The following is a 22,492-nucleotide window of genomic DNA, read 5'->3' on the forward strand; positions in this document are numbered from 1 at the left end:
ACAGCTATGAAGCGAGCACTGGTGTCACTGAGCCTGGCTGCTGTGGTTGCGATCGGGGTGGCGGGCTGTGGTTCCGATTCCGAGTCGTCGACGGATAGCGGTGCGGGCTCGGTCGACACGACCTCCGCACCTGACCAGGTCCGATGGGAAACCTGGCAGGGGGTCGAGGTTCCCGTGTCGTCCGTCGACGGGCCCAGGTCCATCAACGGCGCCGTGGCGGCGGGGTACACCCAGACACCGCAGGGCGCCGTACTCGCCGCCGCCCAGGGCCTGACCCGGCTGCGACTGGCCCCTGACGATGCGTGGCCGCAGGTTGCGAACGCGGTTGCGGCGCCGGGGAAGGGGCGCGATCTCTACGCGGTCAGTCGTGTTCAGGTGAGCATCACGGGCCCGGTGCCTGCCGGCAGTGTGGACGCACTGCGCGGATTCCGGGTCGATGAGTTCTCCCCTGACCGTGCGGTCGTTGAGCTGGTGACCGAGCAGTCCGCCAGCGGGTTGACCGCCTCGACGCACACTCTTGTGTGGTCGGGCGATGACTGGAAGGTGTTGCTGCCGGACCCGGACGGCGATTCACCGCAGCCTGAGCCGGTTGCCTCGCTGGCCGACTACACGCAGTTCGAGGCCAAGCAGTGAACCGGGACAAGGAGCGATCTGGCCCCCGGCTCGGAACCGTCGCGGCCGTCGTCGTTGTTGGGCTTCTCCTGGTCTGTGCACTTGTGGCCATCATCCTCGCGTTTCGGGGAAGCGACGACGAGTCGAGCAGTCGGCCGACGGTGACGGTGCCGCCGACCGCGAGCAGCGGCGAGGGTGACCGGATCGGGTCTACTGACCCGGCGGCACAGGGTCTCGGTACTCCGACTACCGATCCGTTCGGTGGACGCGTCGACGTGCCGAAGTGGCCGGGTGGCTGGGCTTTGCCGCAGACGCCGGTCACGCGGGCACCGTTCAATCCCGCGGTTCCCGTCGAGTCGCCGGCCGGGATGATGTGGCAGCGAGTCGGTGACGGCGCGATCGTTCCGTTCAGCACGTCGGATGGGCCTGCCACGGTCACGGGACTGGCTGCCACCGGATTCGCGCAGACGCCGCAGGGTGCGGCGCTGGCGGGCTGGCAGATCGTCAACCGAATCGGGGTGTCGGCCAACGAGGTTGCAGCCGGGATCTACGACACGCAGGTCCTGATGAGTGCCGCGATGCGCAGTGAGCTCGAGGAAGGCATGGCGGCGCAGGGCCCGTACTACCGCAACGTGACCGACGCCAGTGTCGGCTACATGTCGCGCTCGCCTGCATTTCGCGTTGTCGAGTACGCGGACGACCTTGCGGTCGTGGAGTTCGCGGGTCGGGTTCCGGCCGCCGACGGTGGCACCGATCAGTGGTCCGTGTCCCGTTTGGTGATGGTGTGGGACGGCGGCGATTGGAAGGTCAACCTCGCCAACAACACACCGCTCGAGGCCGGCACTGTCGGGTCGCTGGAGGGGTGGACGGCATGGTGAGCCGCTGGCACCGGATCGTCCTCACGGGGATTGCTGCCATCGTGCTGGCGGCAGTGACGGGGCTGGCGATGCCGACAGGTGTCGCCTCGGCGCAGGAAGCTAGCGTCCCCGCGCCCCCCGAGGGCTACACCTTGGTGAGCCAGGATGACCTCAAGGCCAAGAACTTGCCTGCCGGTGCGATCGACCTGGGGCTGAAGACGCCCACGACCAACTCGGTCAAGCCGGCCCCTCCGGGATACGTGCAGGTTGTGCGCCCGTTCTGCCTGACGGTCACGACCGGGGTCCAGACCTGCTCCGATTTCGTCTACGGTGTGCCGGAATCCGGTCCGCAGGTTGGGCAGCCCACTTCTGATGCTCCTGTTCTGCCCGAGGTCGGCACGGGGGCCGAGACCGGCGGCACGTACGGCTACAACGACGCGTGCGAGCGTATGAATCCCTCGTCGCCGTACATCCCTCCGATCGGGCGTCTGATCCAAAGTGGCTTGGAGAACGCCTGCAAGGTGACCAATGTCGTCACCCACCCCGGTGACGCGCTGGGGAAGATGTGGGAGTCGGAGTTCGGAAAGACCGTCAAGTCGCTGATCGCGGGCGTCGCTGACGGCTGGGGAACGATGCTGAACTGGTTCTTCAACCAGGCGTCTCCCGCACTCGCGGATGCCCAGTACCTCGACATTCTCCAGTCATACTTCTTGCCCATCCAAGCGGTTCTCCTCGTGTTGTCGGTGATCCTGGCGTGCATTCGGATCGTGTTGGCGCAGTCGGGAACCGAAACCGTCGCGGCGATGGATCTGATGCGGACCCTCGTCCGCACCATCGTCAGCGTGGGCCTGTTCGGTGTCGGCTTGACCCTGGCGATCCAGATGGCGGATGCGTTCTCGGTCTGGCTCATCACTGCCTCTGGCGGCACTGACCTGTCGACGAAGGTCGACGCCATGCTCTTGAGCGACAACTCGACGTGGGGGCCGGGCTGGGTTCTGATGATCGCGCTGTTCGGGATGGCCGGTGCGTTCATCCAGACGGTGTTGTTGGTGGTTCGACAGGCATTCCTGATGGTGATCGTGGGAGTGCTCCCGCTGGCCGCGGCGGCGTCGAGCACGGAGATCGGCAGCTCCTCCTACGAGAAGATGCGGAACTGGGCGATCGCGTTCGTTCTGCTCAAGCCGGCTGTTGCCTCCGTGCTGGCGGTGGCGTTCTGGGCCGCAGACCCCGGCTCTGATGTGGCTCGCCTGCAGGGCCTGATTCTGCTGACTGTTGCTGCGGTGGCCATGCCCGCACTGCTGCGCATGATGAACGTCTCCTCCTCGGGTGGCGGCAGCGGAATGATGGGTGCGGCCGCGGGCCTTGCCGGTGGTGCCGCTCTGGCCGCCGCTGGCGGAGTCGGCCTCGCGGCCGGGGTCGCAGGAAAGGGCGCGACCGCGGCGGTTGGGGCGTCGGGACGAAGCTTCGGCGGTGCCACAGGTTCCCAAAGCGGCGGTGGCGGTGGCGTCGGCGGTGCTGCTGGCGGTGGCGGTGGCGGCGGCGGCGGCGGTGCTGGCGGCGGCGGCGGAGCGCGTCAGCGGTCCTCCGCAGGAGCCGGGTCCAGCCCCTCCAGCCCCCGAACATCCTCACGTCGGCCGTCGTTCGCCGGCAGCTCCATGAGTCGTCAGGCACTGCGCGCGGGAGTGCAGACGGCGCGTGCGGGCGCCTCCCGCTCCGGCTCTGCCCTCGATCGGATGGCGCACGACATCGCCTCCGACTCTCCAGGCCGGCCCTACCCGAGTGGACGGGACGTCCTGCGATGAAGCCTCCCCAACCCGGAGTTGCCCAGACAGACAGCGAGGTTCGGAAATGACCACGATCACGCCCGATGTACGCGCCAGGGAGACCTACACCCTCGGCCCGGCGCCCCGGAAGTCGTTCGCGTTCGGCCTCAACCTCTATGCCGCCATCTACGTGATCGTCTCGCTGCTCTTCGCGGTGCTGATCAGTCAGGTGGCGGGCGTGGGCGTCGCCCTCATCTGCGCCCTGGTCCTCGCCCTCTTCGGGCTTCCACTGATCGCCCGATTCCAACGAAAGACGCTCTACCAGTGGGCGTCTCTGCTCATTGCCTGGCAGATTCTGACATCACGAGGAGAAAACGTGTACTTCTCAGGACGGTTCTCTCGCGTTCCCGAAGGCACCAACAAGTTGCCCGGCGTGCTGTACGAGACCAAGCTCCACGAGGGCTGGGTCCAGCACCTTGCCCGCGACCGTTTCGGCGTCATCGAAATGCCCAAGACGCACCAGTACACGGTGGTGATCGAGTGCTATCCGCAGGGCAACGAGGCAATTGACCAGGACTCCGTGGACCTTGCGGTGTTCAACTGGGGCTCGGCCCTGAACTTCATCGCCATGAACGGCGACGTCGACGGCATCACCGTGGTCATCGAGAACGGGGTCGAGACCGGGCACCGGCTCTACCGCGAGGTGCGATCGCTGGCGCACAAGGACACGGACTTCGCCTACGGCGGCGACGGCATGTTCGGGGGCCAGCTACCCGCCGCGATGATGCTCGAGTCGGCCATGCATCTGACCAGCGGTGCGCCGCGCCTGTGGGCGCGGGTGTCGATCACCTTCCGCGCCACTGCCGGCCGACGTGGCAAAGACGAGGCCGGGGAGCAGATCAAGGAGATCGCTCGCCGTCTCGGCGGCGTCCTGACTGTCCTGAACGAGGCTCAGCTCAATCCGCGGCTGCTCGGGATGGACGAGATCGTCGCGCTGACCAAGCGGGCCTACTCCCCGGGCATGGTCGACGACCTCGAAGAGGCCGAGATCCAGGGCAGCGGACACGGACTCACCTGGGATGACGCCGGACCGATGGGACATGTCGCCTCGATGGGCAGCTACGCGCACGACGGGTGCGTCTCGACGACGTGGGAAATGGCGGAGCGCCCCAAGGCGGCGTTCACCGAGACGGTGCTGCGACCCCTGCTCGATCCCAGCCCCGACCTCGTTCGCAAGCGGGTTGCCCTCTGCTACCGGCCACACTCACCTGCGGATTCCGCCCGGATCATCGAGGACGACACCCGGTCGGCGCGATCAGGGATGAACCGGATCCGCCGCAATGGACCGACGTTCGAGGCCGAGCAGCGGATGGACACCGCACTCGAGCAGCGGGAGGACGAAGGCCGTGGTCACGGCCTGACCATGATCGGGGTACTGGTCACGGTGACCATGCCTGAAGGCGAGGACATTCCGAAGGCCGACGCCATCACGAAGGACCTTGGAGTCCGGTCCCGGCTTCGGCTCCAACGGATGTGGTTCACCCAGGACACGGCGTTCGCCGCCACCCTCGGTCTGGGTGTGCTCCTGCCCTCTCACACTGGCCGTGTCGGCGCGAAGCTGGGGGCGTGAGATGAAGGTGACTCAGCCGTGGCGCGAGCGCTCTGCGGATACATCCGCCGTGCGGTTCGCCGAGAGCCAGCGTTCAGCGACCCAGCGGGAACGGTGCGAGAGCCTCGACGAGAGCCCCGCGTTGCTCAGCGACGCTGAGCGCGCCGAGTTGACGGCAGCGATGGAGACCGGGTCGTGGCTGACCCGACTGCGGGCGCAGATGCACCTGCATCGGGATGCCAAGGCACGGGGACAATCTGTCGGGTCCACTGCGCAGTCGGAGACGTTGCGGAGCGATTCTCGTGGTCTCGCGGGGCGTGGTGGCGGAAAGGCCGGCCCGGTGCTGCCTCTGACGGAGTTCCGCGCTTCCACACTGCGGGTCGCCGGGTTCTGGCCGTTCCCGGTCGGCGCCGGCGCACCAATCGTCGGTGTCCCTGTTGGGCAGCACCTCTACACCGGTGCCCCGGTCTGCTTCGATCCGCTGTCGTGGATGACGCGAGCGAAATTCATCCAGCAGCCGTCGATGTTCCTCCTCGGACTGCCGGGGTTCGGTAAGTCCACGTTCTGCCGGAAGTTGATTCTGGGCCAGCTCTATGCCGGTGTGACCACACTGGTTCTCGGCGACATGCGGCCGGACTATCGTCGGCTCGCCGAGCTGGTGCGGGAGGACGTCGGTCCGGAGCGGGCGCAGATCATCGAGCTCGGTCGGGGCGGGCAGATCAATCCGCTCGACATGGGGCCTCTGGCACAGATCGTCCCGAAGCTCGATGCGGCGGGCACGGAGAAGGCGTCCCGAACCGCGGCGATCGTGCGTGCACGGATCGTCAACGACAGGCTTCGGCGTGTGGCGACGTTGCTGCAGTTGACTCGCGGGCAGAAGCAGATCGACGACTTCGAGATCTCCGCGCTCCGAGCAGCAATCGACCTGCTCGACGAGCGGATGCACGTGGGTGAGCAGCCGATCCTCGCTGACCTCGAGGCAGTTCTCGAGGAGGATGCGCCGCGGATCCGCGATGCGTACAAGGCAGAGTCGTTCGAGGAGTATCTGAAGGAGTCCAAGCCCCTTCGCCGCACGATCCACGCGCTGATCGAGGGCGAGTTCGGGTCCGTGTTCAACGGGCAGACAACCGATCCGATCAACGTCGATGCGGCCATTGTCGACGTCGACGTGTCAGGAGTCGGCACCACCGACCGCAAGCTCAAGGGCGCAGTCCTGCTGGTGTGCTGGGAGCATGGATTCGCCGCGACCGAGGCGGCCCACCTGCTCGCCGATGCTGGGTGCGGGCCCAAGCGCAACTTCATGGTCGTGCTGGATGAGATGTGGCAGGTGCTGCGCGCCGGCGTCGGGATGGTCGATCGGGTCGACGAGCTGACCCGTCTCAACCGCGCCTGGGGCACGGTCCTGCTGATGTGCACGCACACCGTCAGTGACTTGCAGTCGCTCCCCAATCCGGAAGACGTGCAGACCGCGAAGGGCCTGATCGAGCGCGCGGCGGTCGTCGTCGTCGGCGCTCTTCCTCGCGCCGAGATGGCCCGCATGGCAGATACGGTGCGGTTCACCGACACCGAGGTCGCGGACATCACGAGCTGGTCGTCGCCACCGGCGCTGACTGGCGAGGTCGGGTCGAGGATGGCGCCGCCCGGGCAGGGCAAGTTCATCATCAAGATCGGCGAGTCGGGTGCACCCGGGATCCCAGTGAAGACCGTGTTGATGCCCTCCGAGATCGAGTCCGGCGTTCACGACACGAACTACCGCTACGAGTACGCGGAGGCGGATCTCGACGCGGTGGAACGGGCGGTGGCGTGATGCGGCGCCGGTACACGCCCGAGTTCCGTGAGCGGTGCGTCGAGCAGGTTCGGCAGCGGATGGAGGGAACACCGTCGAGGGAGTCTGCTGTGGTCGCCGTCGCCGCTGCGTTGGAGATCCCGGTGACCTCGTTGCGCAACTGGGTGCGCGCCACGATGGGGCCGGCCCGAGGTGACGACGGGGCGTCGGCCCGGACGGTATGGCAACTGCGACAGCAGGTCGAGGTGCTGCGGGCGATGAACCGCGGGATGAGTGGGGCCGAATAGTGTCGGCGAGGATCACCTTTGGTGCGGCCCTGACGGCATTTCTGATGGTCGTGATGCTGGTCGTGGTCATCTTCATGCCGTCGGACCCGGACGAGGACTGCTCCGTGCCGTCGGGCTCGCAGCCAGGGGCGATCCTCCCCGCTGGAACGAAGGTCAAGCCGATGAAGGCCGGAACCTACCAACTGACATCGGGTTTCGGTGAGCGGTGGGGAAGTATGCACCAGGGCCAGGACCTGGCCGGGCCGGTCGACACCCCGATCTATGCCACGGCCGACGGCGTCGTCGTCGAGGCCGGCCCGGCGCGCGGGTTCGGGATGTGGATCGTGGTCGACCACAACATCGACGGCCGCGTGTACTCCTCGGTCTACGGCCACATGAATGACGGCGGAGTCCTGGTGAAGAAGGGTGACCAGGTCCGTGCCGGGCAGCACATCGCGAACGAGGGCTACAACGGCGAGGTGTCACCACCGGGGCCCGGCGGTGCTCACCTGCACTTCGAGATCTGGGAAGGTGGCCGATCCGGCGGTACGGCGATCGACCCTGCCCCGTGGCTGTCGGAGTCGGTCGAGCCTGATGGCTCGTCGGCGAGTCCGGTTGGTCCGCGCCCGAACACGGCAGAGCTCGCGCAGGGCACGGGCGAAATGGCTGCGATCCCGGCGTCGGTCGGTTCCGAGGCCAATTGGCAGGTCGACACTGTTCGCGTCGCTCGCGCGGTTCATGCCAAGTTCCCCGAGATCCAGACCATCGGCGGTTGGCGTCCCCGCGACGACTTTCCCGACCACCCCTCTGGGCGTGCCGCGGACATCATGATTCCCAACTACGACACCGGCGCCGGCAAGGAACTTGGAGACCGAGTCGCCCAGTACGTCATGGCGAACAAGGATGCCTTCAACGTCGAGTACATCATCTGGCGACAGCAGTACATCCCGGCCGAGGGCACATCGAACGTCATGGAGGATCGCGGCGGGCCTACGGCGAACCACTACGACCATGTGCACGTCACCACCAGAGGCGGCGGAATGCCGAGCGGATCCAGTGTTTTCGGGTCAGCACCTGGAGGTATCGCGGGCAATGCGATTCCTGTTCCCTGCGGGACCGGGTTCGTCATCGACGGCGGCGACGTCATCAAGGCGGGTGTCATTCCGCCGGAGTTCGAGCCGTGGGTGAACAAGGCGGGTTCGATGTGCCCGCAGATCAAGCCGGCGTTGGTCGCCGGGTTGCTCAAGCAGGAAGCTGGTTTCCGGGTGGACTTGGTCAGCCCGGACGGAGCTCGGGGACCGGCGCAGTTCATGCCTGGCACGTGGCCGACGTACGGCAGGGACGACGACGGGAACGGACAGGTCAGCCCGACCGACATCGGTGACGCAGTGATGGCATCGGGCCGGTACCTGTGCGAGATCGCCGGCCAGGTCGATGCTGGTGTCTCCGCCGGGTCGATCACGGCGCCGCGAGGACCTGTGGAGCTGTACCTCGCCGGCTACAACGCGGGATTCGGCGCTGTCCAGCGATCAGGGGGGTTCCCCACGGGCAGCCCTGATTACGAAATTCAGACCCGGCCGTACGCCGACAAGATTCAGGCGTACGCACGCGAGTTCGAGATGGCAGCGTAGGAGTGCAGGTGAAGACAACCAATCGAGTGATCATCGGGGCCGTCGTAGCGGGAGCGATCGCGCTGGTCGCGCTGGTCGTCACCGTTGTCCTGAACCTCAACGGCGGGGACAGCATCCTCGAGGGTGCCGGTACCGATGCCCATGTCCTCATCGACGAGGAATCCGACGCCATCGAGCCTGACGCTGTTGCGCAGCGTGCGCTTGCAGCGATCTTCACGTGGCAGCCGACCGTCGATGAATCGCCGGGATCTGCGATGCAACGTGCAGAGGAGTGGCTTACCGGCCGCCTGGCGGAGTCCGCTGGTGCACCGCGTGACCCGAATGTTCGACTGCCTGCCCAGTGGTCGGGGTGGCAGTCGTCCAAGGACATCGTGTCGGCGACCGCCGCACCTCAGGAAGCAGTCGTCCGGACCGACACGAAGGCGATCATCCCGGTAACCGTCACGCAGACCGTGCTGCACACCGACGGGAGCTCCACGCCGTACACGACCAACACCGTCCGCGCCGTCATGGTTCAGACGCCAGACGGTTGGAAGCTGAGCGAGTTTTCGCTCATGCCAAGCAGATAGGCGAGCTCTGGTGTCACCGGCTCGGTATAGGTTCATCCACGAGGCAGGACATGAGGTCCAGCCCAGCCCCCGGCAGGGGATCCCCACATGGAGGTGATTTCTGTGTACCCAGAATCTGCCCTTTGGAGCCGTTTCGGCTCCGGTGCACCGAACGTTGAGCAGCGTTCGTGCGCCGCGGTTCAGCAGTTTCCGACAACAACTTCAGGGGGGCGGTAATGCCAGGTAGGAAGCGCGGCACTGCGGGCGTGCACGACTGGGAGAAGGCGAAGGCTGCCGTCCTCGAACACCGCGACACGCTCGCGGCGTTCGAGGACCATGCGTCGATCTACGCGTGGGCGAAGGAGAACGGGTTCGCCACGAAGTCGTTGTTCCCGAAGCTCAAGATCGAGCTGCACAAACAACTCGATGTGGACTACGAGGCCATGCGAGAAGCGGCGTACGCGTTGCGCCGGGAGCAGATCGCGGCAGCCGCAGCGGACGGGCCGCTGATCGAGATCTACACCGCCGCCGATGGTCAGGGCAGTTTCGCGGTGTGCGGGCCGGACGGCGCCGTTGTGGCCTATGGGAGCTTCCACTCGGACGATCGCGTCTTCATCGAGGGCGACCAGACCTCGGCTGACCTGTCGACCGCCGAGTTCGCGGTGTTCATTGCAGGCCAAGCTCGCGAAGAACTCGACGTCGAGGCGGTTCGATTGAGGCTGCACGTACTCAATCACGAAGTCTCTGCAGACGATCCGGTGCTCGCGCGGGCGGCCATGCGTGCGCGAGTCGATCTGTCCATCGAAGTCAGCCACAGCAATGCCGCCCTCGAGTGGACGCAGGAACCGGGCTACAAGCAGTGGCGCGAAACGAACCTGGTGACGTTGGTCGTCACCGAGGAGATGGCTACCGGAGGCGGTCAGTGATGGCAAGGAGTCGGCGGAGCGGCAGTGGGGGAGCCGGATCCGGGAGCTTCGAGCTGGCGGCGCTCGCCTCCGTGTTCGTTCTCGCTGTCGGGGTGTACGGAACGTGGTGGCTGGGCGCGACCCTTGCGGGCCTCGACACGAGCGGTCACCCAGTCGCCGTGGCCGCCGAGATCGCGACCGGGAAGCGCCCTTGGCCGGTCCAATCGACCGTGATCGCGGCGCTCTTGGTCCTGATCGTGGTCGGCAGCGGCATGGCCATCGCAGCCAGATGGGCGCGGGGCCGGTCCGAGGTGGACTCGGCCGCACGGACGATGGTCGACCCGAGCCGCCTCAAAGGCGTGTCCCGCAGTGAGTCCCAGCGGCTCGTTCCCCAGTTCGACAAGGACGATCCGCGGTCGTGGGGCATTCCCCTCGGCTGCACGGTCCGCGGAGACCGGCCCGTGTACCTGTCCTGGGAGAACCCGATGGTGGCGCTGGCCGGCACCCGAATGGGCAAGACCGTCGCCCTCGCGGTCCCGGCCGTCCTCGCGGCACCGGGAGCGGTGATCGTCACGACGAACAAGCCGGACCTGTACCCGCTGACACGTGGCGCCCGTGAACGGTTCGGCGAGGTGTGGGTCTTCGACCTGCAGGGCGTGACCGGCAGCCCGCAGATGAACTTCTGGTGGAACCCGCTGCGCGGCATCGACCGGGTGTCGTCGGCCCGAAAGCTCGCGTCGTTCTTCGTCTCGGCGGCCACGCAGAAGGGCGCACGGGCCGATGCGTACTTCGACGGCGAGGCGCAGGACACCCTCGCCCTGTACTGCCTCGCCGCGGCGCTCGCGGGCGGCGACCTGGTGCACGTCGCGACGTGGCTGGGCGAGGACCAGAGCGAGATCCCGGCGCAGATCCTTGAGGCGTACGGGAAGGACCGCGCGGCCGAGAGCGTCCGGGAGAAGCAGAATCTGACCGAGCGGCAGCGAGACGGCATCTTCGGTATGGCCCGGCGGTACCTCAGTGTGCTGTCGGACGACGAGTACGCCGCGGCGGTTACTCCGCCGGCCAGAGCGGTGATCGCGGTCGACGCCACCGTTCCCGGGCAACGTCCGCAGGTGTACGTGCACTACGACGTCGTCACCCACGATCGGCCCGAGCTGGACCCGGTCGCGTTCGCGGCGGGCACCGACACCCTCTACGCGCTGTCGATGGAAGGTCCGGACTCGGCCGCCGCACTCACCACCGCGCTCGTCGGGCAGATCTTCGATGCTGCAACCGCCCTGGGTGCGCAGACCCCGGCCCGGACGTACGACCAGCCCACCAGACTCCCGGAGTGGGTACCGCCGCGCTTCCGTCCGACCGCCAAGTCGAGCGGGGGACGCCTCGAGGTTCCGCTGGTCGCGGTCCTCGACGAGGCCACCAACACGGTCCGGCTGGGCGCGTTGCCGGACCAGTACAGCCATTTCGGTGGCCGCGGCATCATCCCGATCGCGATCCTCCAGAATCCGCAGCAGGGCACACGGATGTGGGGGCAGGAAGAGTTCGACGGCATGATCGCCGGCGCGGTGCACTTCTACGGCGGCAACGTCAAAGACCGCAAGTACCTGTCGGATCTGTCGGAGCAGATCGGTCGGCACGAGGTGCCGACGACCACCCGCAGCAGCGGCCGCGGCGGTGGCAGCACCTCGCGGGGCTGGCAGGAGCGCCCGATCCTGTCGGTCGACGACCTCGCCGCCCTGCCGAAGGACCGGGCGATCGTCTCGTTCCCCGGAAACCGCCCGGTCCTGGTGAAGAAGGCGTGGTGGTGGGAGGCCGACTACGCCGACGAGGTCCGTGACTCCATCCGCCGCTACAGCAGCAGCCCCGAGCTGGCCGACCGCCTCCTCGCGGGAGGAGAAGCCGACGAGGAAGTCGACGAGGAGTACATCGAGCCCGACTCGATCAGCGACTCCAAGGCCTTCATGTAGCCGGTCCGCCGACCCGAAATCTGTTCGACGCAAGGAGAACGACATGTCCGAAGACTTCCTTCTCGACGACGATCTCGACCTGGACTCCCTCGACGACGACGAGGTCCAGCCCGAGCCGGCATTCGAGTCGGTCGAAGAGTGGGTGAGCGGCTACCTCGCAGTGGTGGTGAACAGGAACATCTCCACCCAGCCGGGTCGCGGCCTCTCCTGGGACGCGCGGTGGTGGCGCCATCCGGAGGTTGTTGCCCGGCTGACGGCGCTGTGGTGGGCGTTCGAGGGAGCCCGCGAGCGCAGCAGTGAGGACCGGTCCGCGATGTCCGGGTGGTGGGTCGATCACTGCGAGCCACACCTGCGGGTGCTGCTCGATAGCGAATCCGGGCCGATGAGCGGCGCCCGGCAGGACGGAACCTGGTTCGGCCACCCTCCCCTGGGTTACGAGCCGCCCGAGGCGGATTGGGTCGCGGACGACTTCGCGGATCTCCCGGCCGCGCGACCGGAGCCGGTCGGGAAGGATGCCGACGAGCTGCCGCCGGCGGCGTTCACGAGTCTCGAGGAGTTCGTCGAGCACTTCTTCTGCCGGGTCATCAGCCGCAAGATCGACCCGTCACCCGGGCACGGCCTTGCCTGGGACCGGTACTGGTGGCGACACCAGGAAGTGGTGTCACGGCTGACTGCGCTGTGGTGGGCGTTCGAGGACGCCCGCGCATCATCGGGGACCGACGCGGCAGCGATGTCGAACTGGTGGATCCGCCACTGCGACCCGCACCTGCGGGTGCTGCTCGACGGTGAAACCGGACCGATGAGCCACGCGACCACCAACGGAACTTGGCGCGGACACCGGCTGCTCGCGGTCGATGAACCGCCGGAAGGATGGGTCAGGCCGAGTTACCTGACGCCGTGAACAAATGACTGTGCCCCCGCTCCGGGCCGGAGCGGGGGCACAGTCATTTCCGAATCAGTGCGCCTCACGTCCGACATGTCCGGACGGGCCACACCATCGTGGCCTCCATGTTTGACACTTCCTCGCCAGTCGCCCCGCGCGGAAATTCGAGAGAAAATGATCACGCCATTAATTGCAAAATAGGACGTTAATTACATAGACATTAAACGGCAGCTTCTACAGAGATTTTATACAAGGTTCTACAGACTCGGCACGGCCGAAAAATCATCACACAGTTGACGGGATCTGTAAAAATCAGATCGGATTTCTGTAGTGAGGTCTACAACCGTCCTGACCTGCGGAAGTGTCTGACACTTCCCGACCCGAGGGGCGGCAGCCGGCGGCACCAAGACGGAATTGCGGACCGCTTGCAGGAATTGCAGACGGCGTGTAGCTTAATTCCTGCCTTCCCCTCTCGATGCGAACACGAGACGTCGGCGCTCACTCGGAGCGCCACGAGAGAAAGGAAGGTGGCCAGTATGGACCCCAGGAAGAAGAAGCGACCCTGGCAGAGAAAGATTGATTTCTCTCTCATTGCCAGGGTCGTCATCTACGTGGTGATTCAACTGTTCATTGGCTAGTTCGCATCGAATCCATCGGTGCGGCGAGGGGGGCATCCAGGGTCGCATCCTGGGTGTCCCCACTAGTCCTGTCTCGGACCATACACGAACCGATGTGGACGTTCTACAGGCTGTGACCTCCGTCCTTGCCGTGGTCACGGTCGGGTTCGGTGGAGTGCGGCGGCGTCCGGTCTCGGTCGCTGCTGGTGTTCCGCTGGTTGTGGAGCGTGGTCCGGATGTCGTTCGTCGGCTCGGCGGCCCGGGTGGTGGTGGCGTCCCGGCCAGTGGCGGCGTCGGCTCCTTGGGTCTCCTTCTCGAACTTCTCGAGTGCGCCCGTCGCGGCGTACCGGGCGGAGTCTCGACGGTCTTCGAAGTTGCTGGCGATTCGTCCGTCACCGGTCCAGGCAACCCAGTGCCAGGCGCGGTCGGTCCACTCGATGCTGGCGCCCTCCTGGCCGCTGTCACGGTCGGCGCCGAACTGGAAGCGAGATCCGTCCGCGGACTTCGGCTTCCACGGATCGTTGGCACGCTGCTCCTCCCGCTCGGTAGCGCCGGCTGCCCATGCCGCGGATGTCGCGGCCATCCGCTCGGGGACCGCTGCGCGGAGCGCGGCCTGGCTCAGACCTTCCTCATGGGCGTGGCCGGGGGTGGCGTTGAGGTCGAGAGTCCACTTCTCGTAGAGCCCTTCAGACCGCCGGCGGTCGGTCTCATGACCACGTGCAGCGAGGGCCTGTGGCGAGTTCTCGCGGGCGTTGACCTCGGCCTTGAGCTCAGCCAGTTCGTAGCGCGCCCGGGAGAGTTCCTCGGACTTGGCGAACTCGACGTCCGGGATCGCGGCGAGTTCCTCTCGGCGAGCTGAGGCGCGGACGATCTGCTCGTGACCGCTCGCCGCCTTCTCCGGCAGGTCTTTCACGAGGTTGCGGACCTGCTGGATGATGCCGCGGGCTGCGGTGGCACTGCCCATCGCCTCGACGACCTTGTTGTGCTCGATGTAGCGGTGTCCGCCCGGGGTGACGGACAGTTGCAGGGCATCGCCGGACTTCATCGCACGTCCGGTGATCGTGATGCCGCCGACGTCGAACATGTCGATCGGCTTGTCGTTCTTGACCGTGCGGGCGTCGATGTACTTGGACCTCAACAGGGCCTGCAGGGCGTCGACGAGTGATTCGCTGTCGTTGTCGGCGATCGCGGTGCCGCCGACGGTGATGGTGCGTTGGCCACGGTCCTCGATCGCGAGCCACGCTTCGGCATTGACCGCGTGCGCGTCGAGCTGGGGGAGTGCGGCGTCGAGACGCTGCACGGTGCGGTCGAGGCGCTCGATCGCGCTGTGCCGCGAGGCGTTGCCGTTGGCGATCATCGCCTGCTCGGATTCGAGTCCCCCGACGAATGACTCCTGCTCGACGAGCTGGACGTAGACGGGGTCACCGGTGGCCGCGGCCTTGGTTTGCGCTGCGGAGAGGGCGATCTCACCTCCGATGTCCTCGAGGACGTCGGGGACGTGGGCACTGCGGAGCTGCTGAGCACCGGCGTCCTTGCGTTCGATGATCTGCCACATCACCGCGTCGTACGATCCGCGGGCAACGATGTTGACGACGTCGACTTCCTGGTGGACGTTGCCCTGCCGGATGATCCGACCGAATCGTTGACGCATGTCGGCCGGAGTCCATGCCGGGTCCATCGAGATCAGCTGCTTGAGCAGCCGTTGTGCGTTGACGCCGGTGCCGAGCATCGGGGTCGAGCCGATCAGTACCCGAACCCGTCCGGCGCGACAGTCGGCGAACAGTTCCTGCTTCTGCCGGGGTGACCGGTAGTCGTGGATGAACGCGACCTCATTCCTGTTCATGCCTCGCGCCACGAGTTCGCTACGGAGCTGGTTGTAGAGGTCGTCTCCTCCGACGGCTCCGGCCGTCGGCGTTCCTCGGTCGCAGAACACCATCTGGAACACCCCGTGCACGTCGGGCCCGTACCGGTCACCAGGGGTGAACATGTCGAGATGGTCGCTGTGTGTGCGCCAGATGAGGTCGGCCGCCACGACGATCCGGTCGTGCTCGGGATCCGGTTTGGGCAGGCCGGCCAGGGTCGGGTGCAGGGACGCGTTGCGGCCGTCGTTGGCGATCTTGAGGGCGTTGTCGATGTGCATCGTCTTGCCGGTGGTGGCGGCCATGCGGTCGTCGAGGTCGAACATGGCGTCTCGCACGATCGGGGCGAGTTCGAACTCGACGACGATCGGCTTGCCTGTGCGCATTTGCGGCAGTTCAACGGGGATCTGGTCTTCGGTGACGACGTCGCGGAACTGGTCGATCATCGACGAGAGCTGGCCGAGGTTCTGATACTCGGCCATGCGGGAAACCGGCCGCAGCGAGGTGCTGGTGGAGTTCATCTCCACGCTGGTGCGCTGTTTGGCGAAGGTTTGTGCCCAGGCGTCGATGTGCTCGACGCCAGCGGCGGCAAGCAGATCGGGCCGTAGGAAGCGGTTCATCACCCACAGCTCGGAGATGGAGTTCACCATCGGTGTTCCGGTGGCGAAGGCGATCGCCTTCGCCGGAGCATCCGGCCGGCCGGCCTCGACGTTGCGCAGGAAGGCGCGGTCACGGAGGTAACGAGCCTTCATCTCCATGTCACTTGCCCGCTGGGAACCGTTGACGACGCTCAGATCACCGCTGTTGGAGGCACGCGCCAGGTTCTTGTAGTAGTGCGCCTCGTCGACCCAGATGAAGTCACAGCCGGACTGCTCGAACGTCAGCCCCACGTCAGTGGCTTTCGACTGAACAAGCGTGCGCTGCTTCTCTTCTTCGCGCTTGATCGCCTTCTCGATCTCCTTGATCGAGTGATCGCTGCCGCCGTCCTTGGCGAACTCGAGTCCTTCCCGGAGCTCCATCAGACGGGTGTTGATGTACTCGAGCTCGGTTTCCTTGGTGACCCCGATCATCTTGAACACGGACTCGGGCACGATCACCACGTCCCAGTCGGTGACCGCGGTCTGCCCGAGGAACCGTTGCCGGTCTCGGAAGCCGTCGAGGTCGCCGCCGACGAGGATCTTCGCAGCGGGGTAGGCGTCGCGAAACTCGGTGGCCCACTGGTCCACCAGGTGATTCGGCGCGACCACCCAGGGCTGCTTCACCTGCCCGAGTCGGCGCATCTCCATGCAGGCGATGGTGATGGTGAGGGTCTTTCCGGATCCGACGCAGTGGTCGAGCAGAATCGTCTCGCCGTGCAGCAAGCGCTCGATCGCGCGCCGTTGATACGGGTACGGGTTGAACTTCTCGGTGTTCAGTCCGGGGTACTGCCGGCGGGTGGTGTCGAACTGCGGGGTGACGAAGCGGTTGAACCGCTCGTTGTAGGCGGTCTTGAGGTGCTCGTACCGCTCGGGTTTCGCCCAGAGCCACTGCACGAACCGTTCCTCCAACTTCACTGCCCGGTTGCGCAGGTCGTTGGTGTGCTGCGGGTGAAAGCGCGGCTTGGGCTGCCTGAGCAGTTCTTCCTCGGTCTTCTGGACCTCGACCGCCTTGTTGTTGGCGATCGTCTCGAACAGGGCCACCCCGTCCGCGCGGCCGGGGATGCCCCAGGTGTCGTTGAAACCGTTCTCCGCGTCTTCCCAGTTCCTAGGCTGGTGGATCCGCATCTTCCAGGACGCGTTGATCGGTGCGTACGAGACCTCGACGTCGTCGATCGGGACGCCAAATTCCTCGGCGAGGAACTCGCGGTGGAACTGGGTGCCGACCCAGTCCGCGCCGGGCCGTACGCCGATACGGACCGGGTCTTGCTCGGGCGGTAGCGCGTCTTCAAGGGCTTCGACCGCGCCGCGGTAGATGTCGGGATGTTCGGCTTCTGCGGTGCGGGCGCGCGCGAGCTTGCTCCGAACGTCGCCGGCCAGGAATTCGCCGGCCAGCTCGTACCGATCCGGATCGGACAGGGACGGGAAGATCTTGGTGCCGGCCTGTTCGAGCACGGTGGGCACGTCGGTGTCGAGCAGTCTTGCCATTCGTTCGGGGTCGACGCGACCGAGTTCGTCAACACTGATCGCGATCGCCTCGTCGATGTCCTGCGCCGACTCGGCGGGCCGCGTCATGAGGGTGGCGTCGTCGGTGAAGATCGACGTCTTGACGCCCTCGAGGGTCTCGTCGTTGAACAGTTCGAGCGAGCGGACCATCGCGATCCGCGGGTCGTAGCTGATCGCGCCCTGCAGGTGGTGTCGGTTCTTCCGCGGTCCCTGGGCGGGGGTGCGGGCCTTCTCCATGAGCGTGTCGCGCACCTCCTCGGGCATGGGGCCGTCGAACGGATCGAGGTCGAGGTCGCCGATCTCCTCCGGATCGACCCCACGCTCGAGGGCGAGGTCTCGCGCCGACTCGATGCGCCACTCGGCTTCGAGCTTGGTGAAGTTCGCGGCGGTCTTCTCGGGGCTGTTCTCGGTGGCGTGGCTGGTCCACTTGAACCGGTTGATGTAGCCGTACTTGGCGACGTAGTCGTCGTACTGACGACCGAGACGGTCGCGCAGCATCTGACGATCGGCCGGCACGGACGCGAGGTCGCGTGCGGCCTCACCGATTTCGAGGACCGTGTCACCCATTGCGAGCAGGCGTTGCCACTGGTCGTTGAGCTCGCGGCCCTTCTTCGGGGTGGCCACCCACCCGTCACGGACCTGGTACTGCTCCCACAGCTCGGTGCGCTCGTCGAACCGCAGGGTGCCGGGGATGGTCGCTTCCTGCTCGGCGCGAGTGAACATGCCGGGCGCGTCGAGAGCACTGCCGATGGCACGGTCGGGCGCGGCCGCCGTGAGCGCCTGGCCGTTGTCGAGGGCGTCGTCGATGATGCGGTCCAGGACGCGTGCCACGCCGAGGGGAACACTCTCCCGCTCATTGGGGGCGACCTGCAGCGTTCCGGGGCCGTACATGCCGCTGCCGACCTGGAAGCGGCCGAGGACGTGCGTCGGCCGCTGGGCGAAGTACCCGTTGATCCGGGCCAGGGCTTCGTTCCCGGACTTGTCCGGGGTGGGCCGCATCTTGGTGTCGAGCCAGTCTCGGGTCGAGGCGGTCATCTCCCTGCCGTCTTCGCGGCGCCGGAACACGAGGATGTCGGTCATGACGTCGGTCGCGGCCTGGCGGCGGTGCGCGGTGTTGGGCAGTCGGACCGCGCCGACCAGGTCGGCGAGGTCGGCCATGTCCTTGCGGGCGTCGGGCCGTGCCGCGTCGGAGGTGAACGCCGAGGTGAGGACCGCGACGTACCCGCCGGGCGCGGTCAGGTTGAGGGACTTGATGATGAAGTGGTTGTGGACGTTCCGACCATTCGGGTTGTGAATGTCGTCGTAGAGCGGGTAGTCACCGAAGGGGACGTTGCCGATGGTCGCGGTGAACGATGCGTCGCCGGCGAACTGGGCCTCGAATCCGTGGTTTCGGACGTGCTGGTCGGGGTAGAGGTTGTGGGCGATCGCGGCGGTGATCGGGTCGAGCTCGACGCCGACCATCCGCACGCCGTCGGGAGCCATGCCCAGGAAGTGCCCTGACCCGCAGCCTGGTTCGAGGACGCGGGCACCGTCGGGGAGTCCGGCGCGCTCGACGGCGCGCCACATGGCGGCGGCGATGGCGGGGTCGGTGTAATGGGCGTTGACGGTGCTCGCGCGGGCGGCGGCGTACTCCTCGGGCGTGAGCAGGTTCTGCAGTTCGGTGCGCGCAGCATCGAACTCGGGCTTGGCGGTGTCGAAGATCTGTGGGACGCCGCCCCATCCGGACCACTGCGCGAGGATCCGCTGCTCGGACTCACTGGCGGCGCGGGCTTCGGTGGCGAGTGTGCGGATGACGGCGAGTGCGTCCAGGTTGGCCCTGGCGCGCTGTTTCGGGGAGGACGGGGCCAGGACCTCGGTACCGAGCTCGAAATTTCGGCCCGCTGGTGCTGGTGCCGGCTCCGCGGGCACGGGCACGGGCGCGGCGGATTCCGGGCTCTCGGGCTGCGGCGGCGCCTCCACGGCGGCGGCCACGGGAGTGGTGCCGGCGACCGTCTGCGCCGTTGAGGTGACCTCGGGTTGACGGACATCGGGCTCGGCGGCCGCGGCTCGGTAGCGCTCGGCGGTCGCGGGGGAGAGGTGAACGGTGGACCCGTCCGGGCGTAGCGCGGTCACGAGGGTGCCGGTTCGCCAGTGCGGACTGGTGAGTGGTTCTCCTCGTTCTGTCTGTGCGACCACCAGCGGGGCCTCTGCCGCCGGGGCGGCAGGTGCGGGTCGATCGGTGATCGTTTCTGCTGCAGGCGCTTCTACGGATCCTGCCGGTGACGCGCTGCGCGGTTCATCGGTCCCCGTTAGGTCTGCCGCCCCGGCAGACCTAACGGTTCCCGGGGTTTCCGGCTCTGCAGCGGGGAGGGTCTCCACGGTGCGGTTTTCGGCGGCGAGCCTCTTATCGAGGGACTCTCGGGATCGCTCGGCGCCGTGGTGGATCCGCTCGGCGAGGGCCGTCAGCGGCGGGTCGTCGAAGGCTGCGCGGTCCTCGCGGCGGATGCCGTCGACGGCGGCGTCGAGCGCGGTCAGCCGCTCGACGGTGTCTCGGAGCGCGTCGGTCACGTCCTGCTGGGTGGCGGTGCCGTTGCGGTGCTGTTCGAGTGCATCCGAGGCGGGCATGAGGGCGGCGTCGAAGCAGTACCGCGTGTGGGTGGTCAGGTCCGCGAGGTAGTCCGAGCCGTCGTGGAAGCTCTCGCGTGCTGCGGCGTCGAGGATGAGTTGGAAGTCGTCGACGGTGCGGGCGTTGTGCAGCAGCGGGACGGTCACCTGCTCGTGTGCGACCGGGTCTGCGTCAGCTTCCGTGGCCAGGTCGGCGACCGAGGCGGCCGCGAGCTCGGCGGCCACGGTGCCCTGAGGCTGAGTCTGGACCTGCTCGCGGGCGATCGTGACGGCCTCTTGGAAGGACAGGGTCCGGTCGGGGAATGCGGCGTCGTCGACGGTCCAGCCGGGCTTGAACCGGTCGCGGGACACCTCGACGGAGCCGCCGGGGCCGGTGACGGACGCGACGCTACCGACCCGGCTGGTGAACTCGACGTCGGTGGGGAACTCGCGGGCCAGAAGCCCGCCGTCGCCGTCGAACTCGGCGTAGAGCTGGCGCAGTACCGGTGCGACGGAGTCGTCGCCGAGGACCTCGCGCAGCGACAGGCCGGCGGCGTCGAGCGCGGCGACCTGGTCGGGGTACTGCTGCCACAGCTGGCCGACGACATCGTCGACGGCCTCGCGGACCGGGCTGTTGTACTGGGCGTTGGAGGTGCCGCGGTCGGTGCGGAAAAGGCGGCTCGCCGCGATGATGCGGGTGTTCTCGTGGTCGGCGAGCAGTTGTCGTGCGGCGGTGTCGATCGTGCGACGGGCGTCGGCGACGGGGCGGTAGAGGCGTTCGCTCGCCGGGTCGGGGTTCGGGAGTCCGGCGGCGTCGAATGCCGCACCGAGCGCGACACGGTGGTCGGCTCCCCAGTGGCGGCGGCTGCCGCCGCCGTCGGTGGTCACTGTCCACTGGGGGTTCTCGATGCCCCCCATAAAGCGGATCGCGGTGTTGGGCCGATCGGTGATCGCCCAGCCGCCGTGGTTGTACGTGAGCACGTCCTGCTCGCGGTCGGCGTTCTCCGCCGCGATGATGGGCACGATGTCCTGCCGGATCGCGGCGTCGACGCGGGCGAGGGTGTCGTCGGTGATCGCGGCGCCGAGGCCGGGATGCGCCTCGGCGAAGGCGGTCACGCTGGTCTCGACCAGCTCGTCGAGCACACGGCAGCGGTCGTCGCGGATCGCGTGTTTGAGCGCGATCCGGGCAACCGGATCGGCACGGAAGTGATCGAGGGTGAACGTGCGCCAGGTGGCGACGTCCTCGTCGCGGCCCCAGGGCAGTGGGCCGGCCTGGTCCGATTCGATCGCGATCGCGACCGCGATCATGTCGATGTCGGCGGGGAACCGGTCGGCGAGGATGTCCTCGAGCGCGGCCGCGCGAGAGAGATCGCCGTGGTCCTCGACAGTGCGGGCCTGAGCCAGGATGGCCTGCTGAAAGTCGTTGTCGAGCCACAGTTCGTGGGCTCCGCGGCCACGCACGGCGGCGACGACGGCGGGGTGGGTGACGACTTCGGCGGTGAGGATGGCCTCGCGGATGGGCTTGGTGAACGCCCAGCGTTCCTGCTGGTAGCCCATCCGAAACTCACGCTTGAGCTCGAGGGCGGTCTTGCTCTTGGCCCGCACGCTGCCAAGGACCTCGGCAGCGACCGGGTCGGCCGCAGGGTCTGCTGGCGCGAGGGGGTCGGAGGGGTCGAAGGCGGCGCGGCCGCGCAGGTTCCAGTCCGTGACGGTCGCGGCGTCAGCCTCATCGAGGTCACGCTGAAGCTTCTCCTGACGCACCGTCTCCGCGGTCGCGTCTTCGGGGTCCGCGGTGTGGTCAACGCCGCGGACGGCGGCGTGGGTGTCCCAGACGTGCTCGGTGCGCTCACGGGCGAAGGTGTCCAGGCCGGCGGGATCGGTGAGCAGTGTTCGGGCCGCGTCGGCGAGGCCGGGTTCGGCCGCGAGGCCAAGGAACTCGGCGCGGTCGACGGAGTCTGCGAGGTCGACGAGCTCGGCGACGGCGACGTCGGTGACCTTGCGGCCGGCCCAGTCCGCGAACTGGGCGTAGGTGTTGGCCGGGCTTGCGGCTGCGGCGGCGATCTCCGGGTTGGAGTCGATGGCGGCCGCCACGATGTTGCGGACACGCTGGTCGTCGTCGACGGCGGCGACGCCGTCCACGACGGCGGCGACCGGGTCAGCGGATTCGTCGACGGTGCGCTCCGCCGCGCTCTCCGCTGCGGTGGGTGCGCTCGTCCCGGCGATCAGGGCCTTGATCGCCTTGTCGGCTTCGCCCTTGGTCATTCGAGCATCGAGCAGGTCGTCGGAGAGCTCGCGGTGCTCGATCATGCGCCGCAGGGTGGCGATCTGGCGTTCGGTGGCGGGATCGTCGGCCCACGTCGGTTCCGGCCGGGTGCGGGCACGGTCGATCCGTCCAGCCAGTGCCGGCTCGACGGTGGCGGGATCGACACCGGCGTTGACCAGCGCGGTGCGCAGTCGACCCTCGGCTG

12 protein-coding genes are annotated in these 22,492 nt (G+C 67.3%); 11 read left to right on the plus strand and 1 reads right to left on the minus strand.

Going from position 1 to position 22,492, the window contains the following annotated elements; all coding sequences use genetic code 11:
* The first annotated feature begins 6 nt into the window (after positions 1–6).
* The 11 genes from RHCRD62_RS25200 (at position 7) to RHCRD62_RS25250 (ending at position 12,842) form a co-directional block, all read left to right on the plus strand.
* Complete coding sequence (locus RHCRD62_RS25200; protein WP_084734485.1) at positions 7–633, plus strand: DUF8175 domain-containg protein; 627 nt, start codon at positions 7–9, stop codon at positions 631–633.
* The gene (locus RHCRD62_RS25205) at positions 630–1,490 is read left to right on the plus strand and encodes a DUF8175 domain-containg protein (RefSeq protein WP_050067522.1); all 861 of its coding nucleotides are present in this window, start codon (positions 630–632) and stop codon (positions 1,488–1,490) included. Before RHCRD62_RS25200 ends, RHCRD62_RS25205 begins: the two co-directional genes overlap by 4 nt.
* Complete coding sequence (locus tag RHCRD62_RS25210; RefSeq protein ID WP_157051072.1) at positions 1,484–3,271, plus strand: hypothetical protein; 1,788 nt, start codon at positions 1,484–1,486, stop codon at positions 3,269–3,271. Before RHCRD62_RS25205 ends, RHCRD62_RS25210 begins: the two co-directional genes overlap by 7 nt.
* Positions 3,272–3,317: 46 nt before the next feature.
* Positions 3,318–4,862, plus strand: a complete 1,545-nt coding sequence (locus tag RHCRD62_RS25215) for an SCO6880 family protein (protein WP_050067524.1) — start codon at positions 3,318–3,320, stop codon at positions 4,860–4,862.
* 49 nt (positions 4,863–4,911) lie between these two features.
* Positions 4,912–6,648 carry a hypothetical protein gene (locus RHCRD62_RS25220; protein WP_050067525.1) on the plus strand — a complete coding sequence of 579 codons (1,737 nt, stop codon included), beginning with the start codon at positions 4,912–4,914 and terminating at the stop codon, positions 6,646–6,648.
* Positions 6,648–6,914, plus strand: a complete 267-nt coding sequence (locus tag RHCRD62_RS25225) for a transposase (protein WP_050067526.1) — start codon at positions 6,648–6,650, stop codon at positions 6,912–6,914. Before RHCRD62_RS25220 ends, RHCRD62_RS25225 begins: the two co-directional genes overlap by 1 nt.
* A 44-nt stretch (positions 6,915–6,958) precedes the next feature.
* Positions 6,959–8,524 carry a VldE C-terminal domain-containing protein gene (locus tag RHCRD62_RS25230; RefSeq protein ID WP_050067542.1) on the plus strand — a complete coding sequence of 522 codons (1,566 nt, stop codon included), beginning with the start codon at positions 6,959–6,961 and terminating at the stop codon, positions 8,522–8,524.
* An 8-nt stretch (positions 8,525–8,532) separates the two neighbouring features.
* Entirely contained in the window at positions 8,533–9,093 is a 561-nt protein-coding gene (locus tag RHCRD62_RS25235; protein ID WP_157051073.1) for a hypothetical protein, read from the plus strand.
* Between the two features lie 215 nt (positions 9,094–9,308).
* A complete protein-coding gene (locus tag RHCRD62_RS25240; RefSeq protein WP_157051074.1) occupies positions 9,309–9,998 on the plus strand; it encodes a hypothetical protein in 690 nt (229 codons plus the stop codon).
* The gene (locus RHCRD62_RS25245; protein WP_084734488.1) at positions 9,998–11,941 is read left to right on the plus strand and encodes a type IV secretory system conjugative DNA transfer family protein; all 1,944 of its coding nucleotides are present in this window, start codon (positions 9,998–10,000) and stop codon (positions 11,939–11,941) included. Before RHCRD62_RS25240 ends, RHCRD62_RS25245 begins: the two co-directional genes overlap by 1 nt.
* 43 nt (positions 11,942–11,984) lie before the next feature.
* A complete protein-coding gene (locus tag RHCRD62_RS25250; protein ID WP_050067530.1) occupies positions 11,985–12,842 on the plus strand; it encodes a DUF4913 domain-containing protein in 858 nt (285 codons plus the stop codon).
* A 723-nt stretch (positions 12,843–13,565) separates the two neighbouring features.
* Here the strand turns inward: RHCRD62_RS25250 and RHCRD62_RS25255 are convergent.
* Positions 13,566–22,331: a helicase-related protein gene (locus tag RHCRD62_RS25255; protein WP_367379659.1), complete on the minus strand. Its 8,766-nt coding sequence runs from the start codon at positions 22,329–22,331 to the stop codon at positions 13,566–13,568.
* Between the last annotated feature and the right edge of the window lie 161 nt (positions 22,332–22,492).

Origin of the sequence: Rhodococcus sp. RD6.2, assembly GCF_001040705.1 — a bacterium.
GTDB lineage: Bacteria > Actinomycetota > Actinomycetes > Mycobacteriales > Mycobacteriaceae > Rhodococcus_G.

What these genes read in the sequence shown, in the direction of transcription:
- RHCRD62_RS25245 (WP_084734488.1), top strand. Translation starts at nt 9,998, where the DNA reads ATGGCAAGGAGTCGGCGGAGCGGCAGTGGGGGAGCCGGATCCGGGAGC.
- RHCRD62_RS25255 (WP_367379659.1), bottom strand. Translation starts at nt 22,331, where the DNA reads ATGATCGAGCACCGCGAGCTCTCCGACGACCTGCTCGATGCTCGAATG.
- RHCRD62_RS25225 (WP_050067526.1), top strand. Translation starts at nt 6,648, where the DNA reads ATGCGGCGCCGGTACACGCCCGAGTTCCGTGAGCGGTGCGTCGAGCAG.
- RHCRD62_RS25215 (WP_050067524.1), top strand. Translation starts at nt 3,318, where the DNA reads ATGACCACGATCACGCCCGATGTACGCGCCAGGGAGACCTACACCCTC.
- RHCRD62_RS25230 (WP_050067542.1), top strand. Translation starts at nt 6,959, where the DNA reads ATGGTCGTGATGCTGGTCGTGGTCATCTTCATGCCGTCGGACCCGGAC.
- RHCRD62_RS25200 (WP_084734485.1), top strand. Translation starts at nt 7, where the DNA reads ATGAAGCGAGCACTGGTGTCACTGAGCCTGGCTGCTGTGGTTGCGATC.
- RHCRD62_RS25210 (WP_157051072.1), top strand. Translation starts at nt 1,484, where the DNA reads ATGGTGAGCCGCTGGCACCGGATCGTCCTCACGGGGATTGCTGCCATC.
- RHCRD62_RS25240 (WP_157051074.1), top strand. Translation starts at nt 9,309, where the DNA reads ATGCCAGGTAGGAAGCGCGGCACTGCGGGCGTGCACGACTGGGAGAAG.
- RHCRD62_RS25250 (WP_050067530.1), top strand. Translation starts at nt 11,985, where the DNA reads ATGTCCGAAGACTTCCTTCTCGACGACGATCTCGACCTGGACTCCCTC.